Origin of the sequence: Aeromonas sp. NJAU223, assembly GCF_051125555.1 — a bacterium.
Taxonomy (GTDB): Bacteria; Pseudomonadota; Gammaproteobacteria; order Enterobacterales; family Aeromonadaceae; genus Aeromonas; species Aeromonas veronii_G.
The window spans coordinates 431,369-445,557 of record NZ_CP144204.1; the positions used below are offsets into that span (position 1 = coordinate 431,369).

Sequence of the window (14,189 nt, forward strand, 5' to 3'; positions counted from 1 at the left end):
GGAAGGAGACTCCGATCGCGGGGGGAGAGAAGGATGTTAACAATTGAATCATCAACAAGCCAGGCACCGGCCAGAGGTTGGACCGGTGCCACTGTCAGGTCAGGGTAGCAGGCGTTTCACCGTATCGAGCAGGGTGCGCACGTCGGCCGGGCGGGTCTGGCCTGCCTCGTCGATGATGGAGCTGTAGACGTGGGGGATCACCTTGTCGACCCCGGCGGTCAGTGCGATTTGGACTATCTCTTCGAAGTTGTCCAGATCGATGCCGCCGGTCGGTTCCAGCCAGAAGCCGTGGCGGGCGCAAGCCTCGGCCACTGCCTGATATTCATCCCGGCTCTTGAGCCCTCCCATGGGGAAGAACTTGACCGAGCTGCCCCCCATGTCCTTGAGCATGGCGATGGCGGTATCGACGGGGACGATGGCGTCGGCCTGACTGGCGCTGAGGGGACCGGTGGAGATCTTGACCATGCCAGGAGTGCCAGTGGGGGAGACAAGGCCGTTGACCAGGCTTTGGGACTGGCCAAGTCGCGCCCGGCTGGCACCGACCCCGGTGAAGACCTGGTTGACATGCTGGGGCTGCAGCAGGCCGGCCAGCTCGGCGACCATGGCGGACTGGCGGGGATCCCCGGCGCCCAGTCCGATGGAGAGAGCGTTGTCGATGAGCGCGGCATACTCTTTCATGTCGGCGACGGCGGCAGGCACGTCCGGGTAGTTCTTGGAGAGCACGCCAACCAGCACGTGGCCCTCGGCCGCCTCATAGACATCGACGGCATTCTGCTTGGAGCCTGCCAGCACATTGAGGCAGATCCGGTCACGGTAGTAATTGGGAATAAGGGACATCAGTGATTCTCCTGGGTTAACTGGGCGATGGCGTGATGGATCTGATCGAGCTGGGCCGGGCTGACGCTGCGCACATCGATCTCGATATGGCCCTCGTTGGCCTTGTAGCCCCGGCAATAGATGGCGGGATTGCCCTGTTGCAAGCGGGCCACCACTTGGACCGTGGTCATGCCGAGGCGTTCGTGGTCGAAGGCAATATCGGTACGGGCGATGTCACGTCCCGCGCTGTCCCATACCACCTTGGCGGTGACGCCGGACAGCTGGTTGAGGCGTTCGATGAAGGGAGCCATCTTGGCGACCATGGCGGCGCCGCTCTCCTTTTCTTTCTCCAGATAACGTTCGATGGCGTGAGTCAGGCCGAGGATCCCTTCCTTGCCAACCTTCATGGCACGGCCGATGCCATTCGCCTGCTGTTTGACCCATGCCACATACTGGGCCTTGCCGAGCACCAGACCGCTGGTGGGCCCCTCGATGGCTTTAGCTCCGCTGTAGATGACCAGATCGGCGCCCTGCTGGTAGTAGAGGCGCAGATCCTCTTCTGCCGCCGCATCGACGATCAGCGGCAGCTGGTGGGCCTTGGCGACATCCGCGGCCTCGGCCACCGACAGAATGCTCTTCTGCACGCAGTGGTGGGACTTGATGTAGAGGATGGCGGCCGTCTGCGGATTGATGGCGGCGGCCAGCTGGGCGGCCGAACACTCGTTGGCGTAGCCGGCCTCCACCACCTTGCCGCCCCCCAGATTGATCATGGTGCCGACCGGCGCGCCGAAGTTCACGTTGTGCCCCTTGGGCAGCACGATTTCGCTCGGCACATCGTGGGCATGGGCATGCAGTTGTTCAAGGCGGTAGGCATCACCGCGCACGATCACGGCGGCGACTGACTGGGCGATGCCGGCACTGGCGCAGGAGACCACGACCGCATCCTCGACCCCCAGCAGGGCGGCGAGATAGGCCCCGGTCTTGTTGACCAGATCCTTGACCTCGAAGTAGTGGCCGAGGCCAAAATTGACGGCGTCGACCACCTCCTGCTCCGGCGTGGAGACACCGAGTATGGTCATGCGCCCGGAGGCGTTGATCACCGGTTTGAGCTGATATTTCTCATAAACAGAAGGCATGGTGTGATTTCCCATAGTGAGTCAGAACCAGGTTGCCGCCGACCAGGACGGCGAGGGGAAGCAGTTGCAGGTCGCCGCTGCGCGATTGCGCCTCGGTATCCGTGAACAGAGTCTGGCATTTGGCCAGATCAAACAGGGTCAGGTCGGCATCGGCGCCTACCTCGAGCCGCCCCTTGCCAGGCAGACGCAGGGCATCGGCGGCCTGATGGGTGACACAGGCGAGCACCTGCTCCAGGCTCATGCCGATGACGAAAAACTTCGACATCACGTGGGCCAGGCTGTAGACGGGGCCCTTGATGCGATTCTTGCAATAGATGTCCGAGCTGATGGTGTGGGGCAGGATCCCCTGACGGATGGCGTGTTCAGCCACTTCGAAGCTGAAGCTGGCGCCGCCATGGCCGATGTCGAGGCGCAGGCCTCGCAGCATGGCGTCGCGTACCGCCTGACGCAGCTCACCGGCCGGGGTCAGGATGCGATTTGGTTTGCCGTTGAAGCAATGGGTCAGCAGATCGCCCTCACCCAGCAGGGCGACGATCTCGTCCAGATCCGGTGGCGTATTGCCCACGTGCACCATCAGCGGCAGATCGCCGTTGTCGCGCTGGATCTGCTTGGCGATGCGCAGGGGTTGCAGGCCATTCTCACCCACCACGCTGCCACTCATGCGGGCCTTGATGCCGACGATGAAGGAGGGGTAGCGGCGAATGGCGGCCTTGGCGAGTACAGGGTCGATATCGGCGGGATTGGCCAGCTCGTTCTGGCGCAACAGGCCGATGCGGGAGATGTTGAGCAGGGCATGGACCCGGGTCTTGCAGCCGGCCGCCAACTGCTGGAAGGCATCCACATCGTCGGCCCCGGTGCTGCCCGCATCGATGACGGTGGTCACGCCGGATTCCACGCCCACCTTGTCCGGTTCATCGTGATAGATGGGGGAAGCGGGGTAGCAGTGGGTGTGGCCATCGATCCAGCCTGCACTCACATAGGTATTACCGGCCAGATCCAGCGTCTCTCTTGCCTCGGCCGTGGCAGGGAGAGAGCCCATGGCCGCTATCTTGCCGTCCAGAATGGCGATGTCGATGAGCTCGCCGTTTCCCTGGCGTCCCGCTCTGATGATGAAGTCATACATGGTGCTGGCCTCTAGCGTGCCGCCCCGCAGGGCGGCCAGTGTTTATGCAAGGGCTACCGGGAAGAAGGTCCCGAGCAGCATGGCACCCAGGATAGCGCCGCCAGTGATGGGCTTGTTCCAGATGTAGAACAGCAGTGCACCCAGCAGGGATCCCAGGCCGATGGGGATGGAGGCGCCCATGGCGGAGAGAATGATCAAGGGGCCGAGGAAGCGCCCCGAGCTGTTGCCAGCCCCCATCATCACATCCGCCCCATAGGTGGAGTTGCTCTGATTGATGGTGAACTTGCGGGCCAGGATGATCACGTAGCCGATGGCCAGGCCAATCCCCATGCCGGTGACCAGGGAGGCGGTGAAGTTCTCCACCGGGTAGACGATGCCGGCACCCAGCAGCAGGGCGGGAACCCCCAGGCCGACGCCGGTCTGGATGGCGCCGCCGATGTCCAGTATCCCCACCAGGGAGCCTTCGATGATGCGGGCGAACAGGAAGCTGGCACCAAAGGCCGCGACCGCGCCGTAGGCACCCGTGTCCATCCCGGCCTTCAGCATGGCGACGAAAGCCACTTCGTTGAAGGCACCGACCCCGTACAGATAGAACATGTGGGTCCCGGCAAAGACCCCGGCTGACAGCAAACCGACGAAGATGGGGAAGGACCAGTCGGCATACCAGAAGTTGTTTCTCAATTTCTCATCCATGGGATAGTCCTTATTTTCCGCTCATCAGGTTGTGGACATTGTCCAGCCACAGGGGGACCCCGAGGTGGAAGGACTCGATCAGTTTCATATCGAAGCCACGGAAGAATCCGCTCAGCACGAACAGCAGTACGATGGCCGCCATCATCACCTTGGTGACATGGTTCCAGCCGCTCTCTTCCACACCCTTGCCGATGAGGATGCCGAGTACCAGACCGGGAACGGCGTTGCCCATGATGAGCTGGGCCAGACCGCCGAAGATGGTGGCCCAGAAGCCGGACTTCTTGCCCGCCTCGATGGCGGCCAGCCAGAAGATCACCGGCATGACGGTGTTGACCAGCAGGTTGGCGGCAGGCACCAGTACCTTGACGGCGGTGACCTGCAAGGCGGCGGGGACGGCGGCGGCGGTGCTGTTCAAGAAGGCGACGACGATGGCGCCGATGATGCCGCAGGCGATGGCCATCTTCTTGGGATCGTGCAAGGTGGTGGCGAGATCCCGGTTCTTGATCATCAGGGCCGCAGCGCCCCAGTTCGGCAGGATGCGGTGATCCACGTCCTGGGTGAAGGCACCTGCCGCAACGGTTGAGGCCCAGGCGTTGAAGAAGAAGCCAAGACCGAAGGAGAAGTGTGACGCCGGGTCTCCCTCACAGGAGTTGAGCTCGCCCAGGGTACGGAAAGCCCCCATGCCCTGCACGGTCGGTGCATGGAACATCCGTGCCGCACCGGCCCCCACACCGACGCCCACCAGGCCGCCGATGATCAATGATTTGAAAAGAATGATTAGAAACATCCAACATGTCCTTTTTGTGGGTTAAACCAGGCTGAAATCCACCTTGTCCACGTCCAGGCTGGTGACCTTGACGGCGATCTCCAGCTGGACGCGGAACTCACGACGCTGGCGCGGCAGGAAGAAGAACAGAAACTTCTCCACCCGGACCGACTCCTCGGCCTTGAGCACCTGAACCTCGACCGGTTCGAGCCGCAGCATGACGTGCTGGCTGCCCTTGAGCAGCGTGGGTTGCACCTGGCTGAGGGCGGCGGCGAACGCCTGCTGGCGTGTCGCCCCCTTGCCATTGACGATGACCTGGGTGGTGAAGTGTTCTTTCATCAGGCGCGACCGTGCTTCTTGGCGAAGGCCTCGACCAGCTTCTGGCCCAGCTCTTCCTTGTCCATGAAGCCGAAGCCCAGCACCACGCAGCCTTCGTTGATGGCGGTGACGCCCTCTTCGATGGATCGCATGCCGTAGCGGCACTTGTAGCCGTACTTGGTCTGGGCCGTGATAGCACCGGCTCCGCCGCTGCCGCAGAAGGAGATGCCGAGATCCGCTTGCTCCTTGTTCATCACATCACCGAGCTTCATGTCGGCGGCCATGCCGGGGATGACGGTGACGCTGGCACCGGCGGCTTCGGCGCCGGCCCCCACTTTCTGGCCCTTGCCGAGACGATCTCCAATCACGAGTTTGATGGCTGACATACAGGTATCTCCTTGATTAAGGGTTCAGGACTGAACTGAGTTCATTTTCTTTGGCCACTTCGAAATGGACGGACAAGAGATGGGCCTCTTCGTAGGCCAGCTTGTCCAGCCAGGCGACGACCTGTTCGGCCAGTCGCAGGGACAGGGGGGAGATCTCGTCAAACAGGCTGAGATCGACCTCCGGCAGGGATTCACCGCTGTAGGAGCGCCACACCATGGCTTTGACATGGGAGGCGAGCATCTGTTTTTGCACCTCGTTGGGGAGAATGCCCTGTTCGGCCAGCAGGGGATAAATGCGGGCCAGAGTCAGGTCTGTCTTGCGCAACAGGTCCGGGCTATCCGGGGTCAGGGTGTGGTCAGTCTGGGTCTTCAAGGTCTGCTCTCCAAGGCTGGCAGAAGGAATGACCCTACCCTAAGGGGGCAAAGCAGTATGGAGGAGGCAGCTTTTTTCCGATTCGAACTGGAAATCCGGCTGGAAAGCAGACCCAAAATGGCCATTTCTGTGGCTCAGGGGCGTCAAAAGGGGAACTCCAGGCGCTATGAGTGTGATCCGTGCCGCACTTTGGCGGCCGAAACCTGGCCGTGGGCGAGGTGTGGAACTGTGAGTCGTCTCACGCAAAGGGAAGGGGGGCAGACATGAAAACAGGGCCATCGGGCCCTGTCGGTAACCAAATGGTGGCTTAACTGGTGGAAGTGGCGCTGCTGGCCGGCAGGTTCTGGTAGCGCACGTCCTCCTCGATGATGACATCCACATCCAGCGGTTTGCCATTGCGGATGACGGAGATGCGCAGCTTGGTGCCGGGGCGGCTCTCGACGATCTTGTCCATGACGGCCCTTACCCCGCTGATGGCTTCGCCATTGACCTTGAGCAGCACGTCACCGCGCTTGAGGCCGGCCTTGCTGGCGGGCCCCGTGGGGTCCAGGCTCTCCACCACCAGACCCTGCAGATCGCCCAGGTTCATCATGCGCGCGACTATGGGGTTGATCTCGACACTGGAGATGCCGAGGTAGCCGCGGATGACCCGGCCGTTGGCGATGAGCTCATCCATGATGCGCTTGGCCAGCTTGTAGGGGATGGCGAAGCTGATGCCGTAACTCTCCTGATTGCCGTTGAGGTGATAGGCGGCAGTATTGATGCCCACCAGGTCGCCGCGGCCGTTGACCAGGGCTCCACCGGAGTTGCCTTCGTTGATGGCGGCGTCGGTCTGCAGCAGATCCTGCCGGCCATTGCTGTCCGGCCCCATGCTGGAGAGGCCGATGCGGCCGGTGGCGCTGATGATGCCCTGAGTGATGGTCTGTCCGACGTTGTAGGGGTTGCCGATGGCGAGCACCACGTCCCCCACATCCGGCAGGCGGTCGGGATCTTGCGGGATCACCGGCAGGTTGTCCGATTCGATGTAGAGCACCGCCAGATCGGTCAGCTTGTCGGAGCCGACCAGCTCGGCACTGAACACCCGGCCATCCTGCAGCGCGACGATGATCTGATCCGCGTCTGCGATGACGTGATAGTTGGTCAGCACGTGGCCGCGGGCGCTCATGATGACCCCGGAGCCCAGACCCTGTGGTCGCAGCTCCGCCTTTTCACCACGGTTGCCGGCAAAGCTGCGGGTGTAGATGTTGACGACGGCGGGGCCGGCACGGTGAGCGGCGTAGGAGAAACTCAGCTCGCGGGCATTGGTGATGAGGCCGGGTAGCTGGGCTCCGCCACGGAAATTGGGGAACAGTAACAACAGGAGTGCAGCGACGGTGAGGCCGAAGCCGACAGACTTGCCCAAGTAGCTGATCAAAGGTGGGATTTTCATGTCATTCTCATCCGTACAGGCTGCGCGCAGAGAATAACATTATCGGTGGATAAAAATCACCCGCGGCAGTTGCCGCGGGTGTGAGGGGCTTAACGGATCACCAAATAGAGGGAGGAGTCGCCACGCTGGATGTTCAGCGCCAGCACTTCCGGCTTGTCCTTCAGCGCCTTGGTCAGTTCACCCAGGCTGTTGATGCGCAGGCGGTTGACCCCGATGATGATGTCGCCCTTCTGCAGGCCGGAGGCGGCGGCAGGGGAGCGCGGATCGATATCGGAGACGGCCACGCCGGTCACCGGCTCTGAGGTGGTGCTGAGCTTGGCGCCTTCGAGTGCCGGGTGCAGGGCACTGGCGAGGATCTCGCTGTCATCGGCCTTCTTCAGGGTGACCTTGACGGTCTGCTCCTTGCCATCACGGATAAGGCCGAGCGCCACCTGCTTGTCGGCCCCCATGGTGGCTATCTTGGCACGCAGCTCACCGAAGGAGCGGATGGCCTTGCCATCGATGCTGACGATGATATCCCCTGCCTTGATGCCGGCCTTGGCCGCCGCGGAGTCGGGCATGACCTGGTTGACGAAGGCACCATCCTTCTTGTTGTAACCGAAGGACTTGGCGATATCAGAGGTCAGCTCGGTACCCGTGATCCCCAGTTGGCCACGACGGACCTCACCGTACTTGACGATCTGCTCCGACAGGTCCCGCACCATGTTGGACGGGATGGCGAAGCCGATACCGATGTTGCCGCCGTTCGGTCCCAGAATGGCGGTGTTGATGCCGATCAGCTCGCCACGTAGGTTGAGCAGGGCACCGCCTGAGTTGCCGGAGTTGATGGCCGCATCGGTCTGGATGAAGTTTTCCAGGTTTTCGATGTTGAGGCCGCTGCGACCGAGGGCACTGACGATGCCGGAGGTGACGGTCTGGCCCAGGCCGAACGGGTTGCCGATGGCGAGCGCATAGTCACCGACCCGCAGGTCGTCGGAATCGGCAAACTTAATTTGTACCAGGTCATCGGCCTTGATTTGCAGCAGGGCGATGTCGGACTGCTTGTCTTCGCCTATCTTCTTGGCGGCATATTCACGGCCGTCCTTCAGATTGACCTTGATCTCGTCCGCCTCATGAACCACGTGGGCGTTAGTGATCACATAGCCTTTCTTCGCATCGATGATGACGCCGGAGCCGAGCGCCTGGAAGGGCTGCTCGCTCACCTGCTCGTCAGGCATGTTGGGGCCGAAGAAGAAGCGGAATTGTTCGGGCAGGCGCTGGCGAGTGATCTTTTTGCCAGAGACGGAGATGTTGACCACGGCAGGGGTGACCTGCTCGAGGACGGGGGCCAGGCTCGGCATCTCCTGGTTGTTCGCCAGCAGGGGCAGGGCAGCTTGCGCTGGCGCCGCAGACAGGGCGATACCGACACTGAGGGCTAATACACTGAATACAGAAAGAGATTTACGCATATGAGAAACAGCTCCCAGAAAAAGTTGCAGTGCAATCGTCAAGGTCTGACCACGATAAGGCGTAATAAGTTCCACCAGGGGCTAGCTGGATTGCTTGAGCAGACCCGAGGCGCCCGCATAGTCACGGGGCGGCAGACCCGGCTGCTCATTGGCTGATTCATCCTTCACCTCTTCGGCCTCTGACTCGCGGAACAGCGGCTCCTGTACCTTGGCCAGGAACTTGCTCTGCTCGGCCATGTGGCGATAGAGGGTCTGGTATTGATCGGCCAGCTGTTCCATCAGGGCTGCGCTGTCGGCGAAGTGGGTGTTGATCTGACCCTGGTAGCTTTCCAGCTCCTTGTGGGCCTTTTTCAGCTCCTGCTCCAGGCGCCCGGCATCGCGGCTGCGGACAGTAAAACGACCGACCAGAACGCCGATGATCAGGGCGGCTACCGCCAGCAGGATCCCGTTTAACAGAGTCATAGATGCTCCTTTTACAGCTAAATCGATGAGTGTTGAGGCGACCGACATGGCCGCTGTGCCTCGATGGCACTATACCGCGCACCCCGAGGGCGTGATACTATTTTGTCCTTCATTCAGGGACTTGGAGACGGTTGACAGGATGACCCCGCAGCAAAAATACCAGCAGGATTTGCAGCGTCCCGGCTTTTTGGCCGACCCGGCCCAGGCGATGGCCGTGACCCGGCTGGAACGACTCTATCAGGATTTGTGCGCCAGCCCGACTCCGACCAGATCCCGTGGCCTGTTCAGCTGGCTGCAAAAAACCAAGCCACCGGCTCCCGTCCTTGGACTCTATATGTGGGGTGGAGTGGGCAGAGGCAAGACCTGGTTGATGGATACTTTCTTCGAAAGCCTGCCGGGCACACGCAAGCTGCGCATTCACTTCCACCGCTTCATGCACCGCATCCATGCCGAACTCAAGGGGCTGACCGGCCAGGCCGATCCCCTCAAGCTCATCGCCAGCAGGCTGGCGGACGAGGTGGATGTCATCTGCTTCGACGAGTTTTTCGTCTCCGACATCACCGATGCCATGCTGCTGGGCACCCTGTTCCAGGAACTGTTCGGCCACGGCGTCGTGCTGGTGGCGACGTCCAACATTCCACCCAAGGATCTCTATCGCAACGGCTTGCAGCGGGCGCGTTTCCTGCCCGCCATCGCGCTCATCGAGCGGCACTGCGAGATCCTCAATGTGGACGGAGGGGTGGACTATCGCCTGCGGACCCTGGAGCAGGCCGAGATCTATCATTTCCCCCTGGATGAAGAAGCCAAAAGCAATCTGGAACGCTACTTCAGCCAGTTGACGGGGTTGCCTCAGGCGATCCCAGCCCCTCTTGAAGTCAATCATCGTCAGCTGAGCGCGCTGGGGAAAGGGGAAGGAGTGCTCTACATGGAGTTTGAGCAGCTCTGCTGTACTCCACGCTCCCAGGGGGATTACATCGAGCTGGCCCGGGAATTTCACACCGTCTTGCTGGCCAATGTGCAGCCCATGGGCACGGGGACGGATGATGCCGCCCGCCGCTTCATCGCTATGGTGGACGAGTTCTACGAGCGGCACGTCAAGCTCATCTTGTCGGCAGCGGTACCCATGGTTGAACTCTACGGAGACGGCCTGCTGAATTTCGAATTCAAGCGCTGCCTTTCACGGCTCCAGGAGATGCAATCGCACGAATACCTTGCCAGAGTGCACCTTCCTTAGTCACAATACTGCGCCTGCCAGTCGGATGGGCATCTGCGGCAGGTAGGGCCGGGCGACATTTGCTAGCTTCATGGCAGTGAAATTAGCAGGTGATATTTAAGGCAACTTCACTTATAATCGCCCGGCCCACGTTACAGCTGTCGATAAGACAGCAACACTTTAAGCTTTACTTGTATTCGAAGGGGTACAGGTAGGCCATCGTTTGTTGTTTGTGGGAGAGCCCCCATAAGCAATTGGGTCTGTAACAGGTAATTGGGTTTAACTTAATGAAAACTTTCGTTGCCAAGCCAGAAACCGTAAAACGTGACTGGTACATTGTGGACGCAGAAGGTAAAACTCTGGGTCGTATCGCCACCGAGATCGCTGCTCGTCTGCGCGGTAAGCACAAAGCGGAATACACTCCGCACGTTGACACCGGTGATTACATCATCGTTGTAAACGCCGAGAAGGTACACGTAACCGGTAAGAAATTTACCGACAAAATGTACCATGCTCACTCCGGTTTCCCGGGTGGTATCAAGTCCATCAGCTTCGACAAGCTGATTCAGCGTAAGCCGGAAATGGTAATCGAAGCTGCCGTCAAGGGCATGCTGCCGAAGGGCCCGCTGGGTCGTGCCATGTTCCGTAAGCTGAAAGTTTACGCAGGCGCAGAGCACGCTCATGCTGCTCAGCAACCTCAAGTACTGGATATCTAACGGGAACTGGCAACATGGCAGAAAATCAATACTACGGTACCGGCCGTCGCAAAAGCTCCACTGCTCGCGTCTTCATCAAAGCGGGTAGCGGTAAAATCGTAATCAACCAGCGCTCCCTGGAGCAATACTTCGGTCGTCCGACTGCCCGCATGGTAGTTCGTCAGCCGCTGGAACTGGTTGAGATGACCGAGAAACTGGATCTGTACATCACCGTTAACGGTGGTGGCATCTCCGGTCAAGCTGGTGCGATCCGCCACGGTATCACTCGTGCTCTGATGCAGTACGACGAGACCCTGCGTTCCGAACTGCGTAAAGCAGGCTTTGTTACTCGCGATGCCCGTAAGGTTGAGCGTAAGAAAGTCGGTCTGCACAAAGCGCGTAAGCGTCCGCAGTACTCCAAGCGTTAATTCGCTTTTGGTACGCACTCTCACGAGTGTCAAAAAAGCCTGGCAATCGCCAGGCTTTTTTTATTGGTAATATTCCGCACGTTATTGCTAACCATGCGTCACAAAAGACAAAAAAATGTGTATTTATTGTTTTTACCCATCGACTCTCTTTCTTGTCAAATTGTTATCTTTTCTTTAAAATTTCCCATGGTCTTTCTGTGTCAATTGCCACTCCGCTTCCGCCGCAGTTGTCATGGGGAAGGCGAAAGGGAAACGGGACACTAATAAGAATGAGCGGAGTCCACATGGGAGAGTTTTTGGATGAGCAATGTGCCAGTTGATACCGGCCGCCGCAGATTTCTTACCTGGTCAACGGTTGCCGTTGGCGGTGTAGGAGCTGCTTTTACCGCAGTGCCGTTTATAAAATCATGGAATCCGAGTGCCAAAGCCAAAGCGGCAGGGGCTCCGGTTGAAGTCGATATCAGCAAGTTGGAACCGGGCCAGCTCATCCGTGTGGAGTGGCGTGGCAAGCCGGTCTGGGTCGTGAAGCGTACCAAGCAGACGCTGGACGCCCTGGCGGCACATGACGACAAGCTGCGTGACCCCGCCTCCGATGAACCACAGCAGCCGGATTACGCCCACAACGGCTATCGATCCATCAAACCCGAGATCTTCGTCGCGGTCGGCATTTGCACCCACCTCGGCTGCTCTCCTTCTTACCTGCCGGACAGTTTCGGTGAACAGGTTCAGGGGGTGACTTCCGGCTTCTTCTGCCCCTGTCATGGCTCCAAGTTTGACATGGCCGGCCGGGTATTCCAGGGCGTTCCCGCGCCATTGAATCTGGTTATTCCGCCATATCAATTCCTCAGCGACACCACCATTCTGGTGGGTGCTGATGGCAAGGAGGCCTGATCATGTTGACCAAACTCATGGGCTGGATCGACGATCGTTTCCCGCTCACCGCCATGTACAACGATCACATGGCCAAGTATCCCGCGCCCAAGAACCTGAACTTCTGGTACTTCTTCGGCTCGCTGGCCATGCTGGTGCTGGTCAACCAGATCATCACCGGTATCTGGCTGACCATGAACTACAACCCTTCCGCCGAAGGTGCCTTCGCCTCGGTGGAGTACATCATGCGGGATGTGGACTACGGCTGGTTGCTGCGTTACATGCACTCCACCGGTGCCTCCGCTTTCTTCGTGGTGGTCTATCTGCACATGTTCCGCGGCATGATCTACGGCTCATATCAGAAGCCGCGCGAGCTGCTGTGGATCTTCGGCATGTTGATCTTCCTGGTGCTGATGGCGGAAGCCTTCATGGGCTATCTGCTGCCCTGGGGACAGATGTCGTTCTGGGGGGCCCAGGTCATCATCTCGCTGTTTGGCGCCATCCCGGTCATCGGTGACGATCTGACCCTGTGGATCCGGGGGGACTACGTCATCTCGGGTGCCACCCTGAACCGCTTCTTCGCACTGCACGTCATCGCCCTGCCGCTGGTGCTGGTGATGCTGGTGGCCATGCACATACTGGCGCTGCACGAAGTGGGTTCCAACAACCCGGACGGCATCGACATCAAGAAGCACAAGGACGAGAAGGGCTGGCCTCTGGATGCGGTGGCATTCCACCCGTACTTCACCGTCAAGGACATGATCGGGGTGGCAGGCTTCCTGTTTCTGTTCTGCGCCATCATCTTCTTCAAGCCGGACATGTGGGGCTACTTCCTCGAGAAGCCGAACTTCGAAGTGGCAAACGGTCTGAAGACGCCGGAGCACATTGCGCCCGTCTGGTATTTCACCCCCTTCTACGCCATCTTGCGGGCGGTGCCGGACAAGCTGCTGGGGGTCATCATGATGGGCCTCTCCATCGTCGTGCTGTTCCTGCTGCCCTGGCTGGATCGCTGCAAGGTGCGCTCGGTGCGCTATCGCAGCACCCTGCACAAGTTGAACATCGCCCAGTTCGTGGTCTGCTTCATCATTCTGGGGGTCTTGGGGGTGCTGCCGTCGACGCCGACCCTGACGCTGGTCGCGCAGATCTGTTCGCTGGGGTATTTCGGATTCTTCGTCCTGTTGTTCTTCTACAGCAAGAATGAGAGCACCAAGCCGCTGCCGGAGAGGGTGACATTCAAATGAAAAGAATAATTTTTGCGGTACTTGCCCTGTTGCCAAGTCTGGCACTGGCGGCCGGCAGTGATTTCCCGCTCGACAAGGCCGATTACGACCTGGGTGACAAGGCGTCCTTGCAGCGCGGGGCCGCCACCTTCATGAACTACTGCGCTGGTTGCCACTCGACCCAGTATCAACGTTACAACCGGGTGGCTGCCGATATCGGCATTCCGGAAGATCTGATGCGGGAGAACCTCATCTTCACCGGCGCCAAGATTGGCGATCTGATGAAGAGTGCCATGTCCGAGAAGGATGCGGCACGCTGGTTCGGGGCACCACCGCCGGATCTGACCCTTGTTGCCCGGGTGCGCGGTGCGGACTGGATCTACACCTATCTGCGCTCCTTTTACGTGGATGAAACCCGTCCATTCGGGGTGAACAATGCGGTCTTCCCGTCCGTGGGCATGCCCCATGTGCTGGAGCCGCTGCAAGGAACGCCCAGAGCCGAATTCGGTACTCACGAGGTAGACGGGCAGCCGGTTCAGCAAGTCGTCAGCATCAAATCTGACGGCAACGGTGAAATGAATAACGAAGAATATGATCAGACGGTACTGGATCTGGTAAACTTCTTGGTCTACTCGGCTGAGCCGGTACAGCAGGAGCGCGAACGCATGGGCTTCTGGGTACTCGGTTTCATCGCTATCTTCTTCATCTTCACTGTGCTGTTGAAGAAGGAATTCTGGCGCGACGTTCACTAAGCGACCAGATCAGGGTAATATGACGCACGGCAATGGAGATAAAACACCTTCATTGCCGTTT

The 14,189-nt window shown here is 59.7% G+C and carries 17 protein-coding genes; 6 read left to right on the forward strand and 11 right to left on the reverse strand.

What is annotated here, in order from left to right:
- Window positions 1–99: 99 nt before the first annotated feature.
- The 11 genes from dagF to VZC39_RS02110 all read right to left on the reverse strand — a co-directional run bounded on the left by dagF (window position 100) and on the right by VZC39_RS02110 (window position 8,950).
- A complete protein-coding gene (gene dagF, locus VZC39_RS02060; protein ID WP_349920777.1) occupies window positions 100–837 on the reverse strand; it encodes a 2-dehydro-3-deoxy-phosphogluconate aldolase in 738 nt (245 codons plus the stop codon).
- On the reverse strand, window positions 837–1,952 hold the full coding sequence (locus VZC39_RS02065) for a DgaE family pyridoxal phosphate-dependent ammonia lyase (protein WP_349920778.1): 1,116 nt from the start codon (window positions 1,950–1,952) through the stop codon (window positions 837–839). Before VZC39_RS02065 ends, dagF begins: the two co-directional genes overlap by 1 nt.
- Window positions 1,936–3,075, reverse strand: a complete 1,140-nt coding sequence (locus tag VZC39_RS02070) for an amidohydrolase/deacetylase family metallohydrolase (RefSeq protein ID WP_434665324.1) — start codon at window positions 3,073–3,075, stop codon at window positions 1,936–1,938. The genes VZC39_RS02065 and VZC39_RS02070 overlap by 17 nt, the downstream gene beginning before the upstream one ends.
- Before the next feature lie 42 nt (window positions 3,076–3,117).
- A complete protein-coding gene (locus tag VZC39_RS02075) occupies window positions 3,118–3,768 on the reverse strand; it encodes a DUF4310 family protein (protein WP_349920780.1) in 651 nt (216 codons plus the stop codon).
- 10 nt (window positions 3,769–3,778) lie between these two features.
- A complete protein-coding gene (locus VZC39_RS02080) occupies window positions 3,779–4,555 on the reverse strand; it encodes a DUF4311 domain-containing protein (RefSeq protein ID WP_349920781.1) in 777 nt (258 codons plus the stop codon).
- A gap of 21 nt (window positions 4,556–4,576) precedes the next feature.
- Entirely contained in the window at window positions 4,577–4,873 is a 297-nt protein-coding gene (locus VZC39_RS02085) for a DUF4312 family protein (RefSeq protein WP_349920782.1), read from the reverse strand.
- The gene (locus VZC39_RS02090) at window positions 4,873–5,238 is read right to left on the reverse strand and encodes an SFCGS family glycine-rich protein (RefSeq protein WP_349920783.1); all 366 of its coding nucleotides are present in this window, start codon (window positions 5,236–5,238) and stop codon (window positions 4,873–4,875) included. Before VZC39_RS02090 ends, VZC39_RS02085 begins: the two co-directional genes overlap by 1 nt.
- A gap of 16 nt (window positions 5,239–5,254) precedes the next feature.
- The gene (locus VZC39_RS02095) at window positions 5,255–5,611 is read right to left on the reverse strand and encodes a transcriptional regulator (protein WP_349920784.1); all 357 of its coding nucleotides are present in this window, start codon (window positions 5,609–5,611) and stop codon (window positions 5,255–5,257) included.
- Window positions 5,612–5,918: 307 nt separating this feature from the next.
- A complete protein-coding gene (degS, locus tag VZC39_RS02100) occupies window positions 5,919–7,040 on the reverse strand; it encodes an outer membrane-stress sensor serine endopeptidase DegS (protein WP_349920785.1) in 1,122 nt (373 codons plus the stop codon).
- An 89-nt stretch (window positions 7,041–7,129) separates the two neighbouring features.
- Window positions 7,130–8,488 carry a Do family serine endopeptidase gene (locus VZC39_RS02105; RefSeq protein ID WP_349920786.1) on the reverse strand — a complete coding sequence of 453 codons (1,359 nt, stop codon included), beginning with the start codon at window positions 8,486–8,488 and terminating at the stop codon, window positions 7,130–7,132.
- An 81-nt stretch (window positions 8,489–8,569) separates the two neighbouring features.
- Complete coding sequence (locus tag VZC39_RS02110) at window positions 8,570–8,950, reverse strand: YhcB family protein (RefSeq protein WP_349920787.1); 381 nt, start codon at window positions 8,948–8,950, stop codon at window positions 8,570–8,572.
- A 139-nt stretch (window positions 8,951–9,089) separates the two neighbouring features.
- Here VZC39_RS02110 and zapE point away from each other — a divergent pair, with 139 nt between their 5' ends.
- From zapE to VZC39_RS02140, 6 genes are all read left to right on the forward strand, one after another.
- Window positions 9,090–10,184 carry a cell division protein ZapE gene (zapE, locus tag VZC39_RS02115; protein WP_434665330.1) on the forward strand — a complete coding sequence of 365 codons (1,095 nt, stop codon included), beginning with the start codon at window positions 9,090–9,092 and terminating at the stop codon, window positions 10,182–10,184.
- 266 nt (window positions 10,185–10,450) lie between these two features.
- The gene (rplM, locus tag VZC39_RS02120) at window positions 10,451–10,879 is read left to right on the forward strand and encodes a 50S ribosomal protein L13 (protein ID WP_005336289.1); all 429 of its coding nucleotides are present in this window, start codon (window positions 10,451–10,453) and stop codon (window positions 10,877–10,879) included.
- A gap of 14 nt (window positions 10,880–10,893) precedes the next feature.
- The gene (gene rpsI, locus VZC39_RS02125; protein WP_005336286.1) at window positions 10,894–11,286 is read left to right on the forward strand and encodes a 30S ribosomal protein S9; all 393 of its coding nucleotides are present in this window, start codon (window positions 10,894–10,896) and stop codon (window positions 11,284–11,286) included.
- 300 nt (window positions 11,287–11,586) lie between these two features.
- A complete protein-coding gene (petA, locus tag VZC39_RS02130; protein ID WP_349920789.1) occupies window positions 11,587–12,177 on the forward strand; it encodes a ubiquinol-cytochrome c reductase iron-sulfur subunit in 591 nt (196 codons plus the stop codon).
- 2 nt (window positions 12,178–12,179) lie between these two features.
- Window positions 12,180–13,397: a cytochrome b gene (locus tag VZC39_RS02135; RefSeq protein ID WP_349920790.1), complete on the forward strand. Its 1,218-nt coding sequence runs from the start codon at window positions 12,180–12,182 to the stop codon at window positions 13,395–13,397.
- Window positions 13,394–14,128 (forward strand): cytochrome c1, encoded by a 735-nt coding sequence (locus VZC39_RS02140; RefSeq protein ID WP_434665336.1) that lies wholly within the window; start codon window positions 13,394–13,396, stop codon window positions 14,126–14,128. Before VZC39_RS02135 ends, VZC39_RS02140 begins: the two co-directional genes overlap by 4 nt.
- Window positions 14,129–14,189: the final 61 nt, after the last annotated feature.

What these genes read in the sequence shown, in the direction of transcription:
- dagF (WP_349920777.1), bottom strand. Translation starts at nt 837, where the DNA reads ATGTCCCTTATTCCCAATTACTACCGTGACCGGATCTGCCTCAATGTG.
- VZC39_RS02065 (WP_349920778.1), bottom strand. Translation starts at nt 1,952, where the DNA reads ATGCCTTCTGTTTATGAGAAATATCAGCTCAAACCGGTGATCAACGCC.
- VZC39_RS02070 (WP_434665324.1), bottom strand. Translation starts at nt 3,075, where the DNA reads ATGTATGACTTCATCATCAGAGCGGGACGCCAGGGAAACGGCGAGCTC.
- VZC39_RS02075 (WP_349920780.1), bottom strand. Translation starts at nt 3,768, where the DNA reads ATGGATGAGAAATTGAGAAACAACTTCTGGTATGCCGACTGGTCCTTC.
- VZC39_RS02080 (WP_349920781.1), bottom strand. Translation starts at nt 4,555, where the DNA reads ATGTTTCTAATCATTCTTTTCAAATCATTGATCATCGGCGGCCTGGTG.
- VZC39_RS02085 (WP_349920782.1), bottom strand. Translation starts at nt 4,873, where the DNA reads ATGAAAGAACACTTCACCACCCAGGTCATCGTCAATGGCAAGGGGGCG.
- VZC39_RS02090 (WP_349920783.1), bottom strand. Translation starts at nt 5,238, where the DNA reads ATGTCAGCCATCAAACTCGTGATTGGAGATCGTCTCGGCAAGGGCCAG.
- degS (WP_349920785.1), bottom strand. Translation starts at nt 7,040, where the DNA reads ATGAAAATCCCACCTTTGATCAGCTACTTGGGCAAGTCTGTCGGCTTC.
- VZC39_RS02105 (WP_349920786.1), bottom strand. Translation starts at nt 8,488, where the DNA reads ATGCGTAAATCTCTTTCTGTATTCAGTGTATTAGCCCTCAGTGTCGGT.
- VZC39_RS02110 (WP_349920787.1), bottom strand. Translation starts at nt 8,950, where the DNA reads ATGACTCTGTTAAACGGGATCCTGCTGGCGGTAGCCGCCCTGATCATC.
- zapE (WP_434665330.1), top strand. Translation starts at nt 9,090, where the DNA reads ATGACCCCGCAGCAAAAATACCAGCAGGATTTGCAGCGTCCCGGCTTT.
- rplM (WP_005336289.1), top strand. Translation starts at nt 10,451, where the DNA reads ATGAAAACTTTCGTTGCCAAGCCAGAAACCGTAAAACGTGACTGGTAC.
- rpsI (WP_005336286.1), top strand. Translation starts at nt 10,894, where the DNA reads ATGGCAGAAAATCAATACTACGGTACCGGCCGTCGCAAAAGCTCCACT.
- petA (WP_349920789.1), top strand. Translation starts at nt 11,587, where the DNA reads ATGAGCAATGTGCCAGTTGATACCGGCCGCCGCAGATTTCTTACCTGG.
- VZC39_RS02135 (WP_349920790.1), top strand. Translation starts at nt 12,180, where the DNA reads ATGTTGACCAAACTCATGGGCTGGATCGACGATCGTTTCCCGCTCACC.
- VZC39_RS02140 (WP_434665336.1), top strand. Translation starts at nt 13,394, where the DNA reads ATGAAAAGAATAATTTTTGCGGTACTTGCCCTGTTGCCAAGTCTGGCA.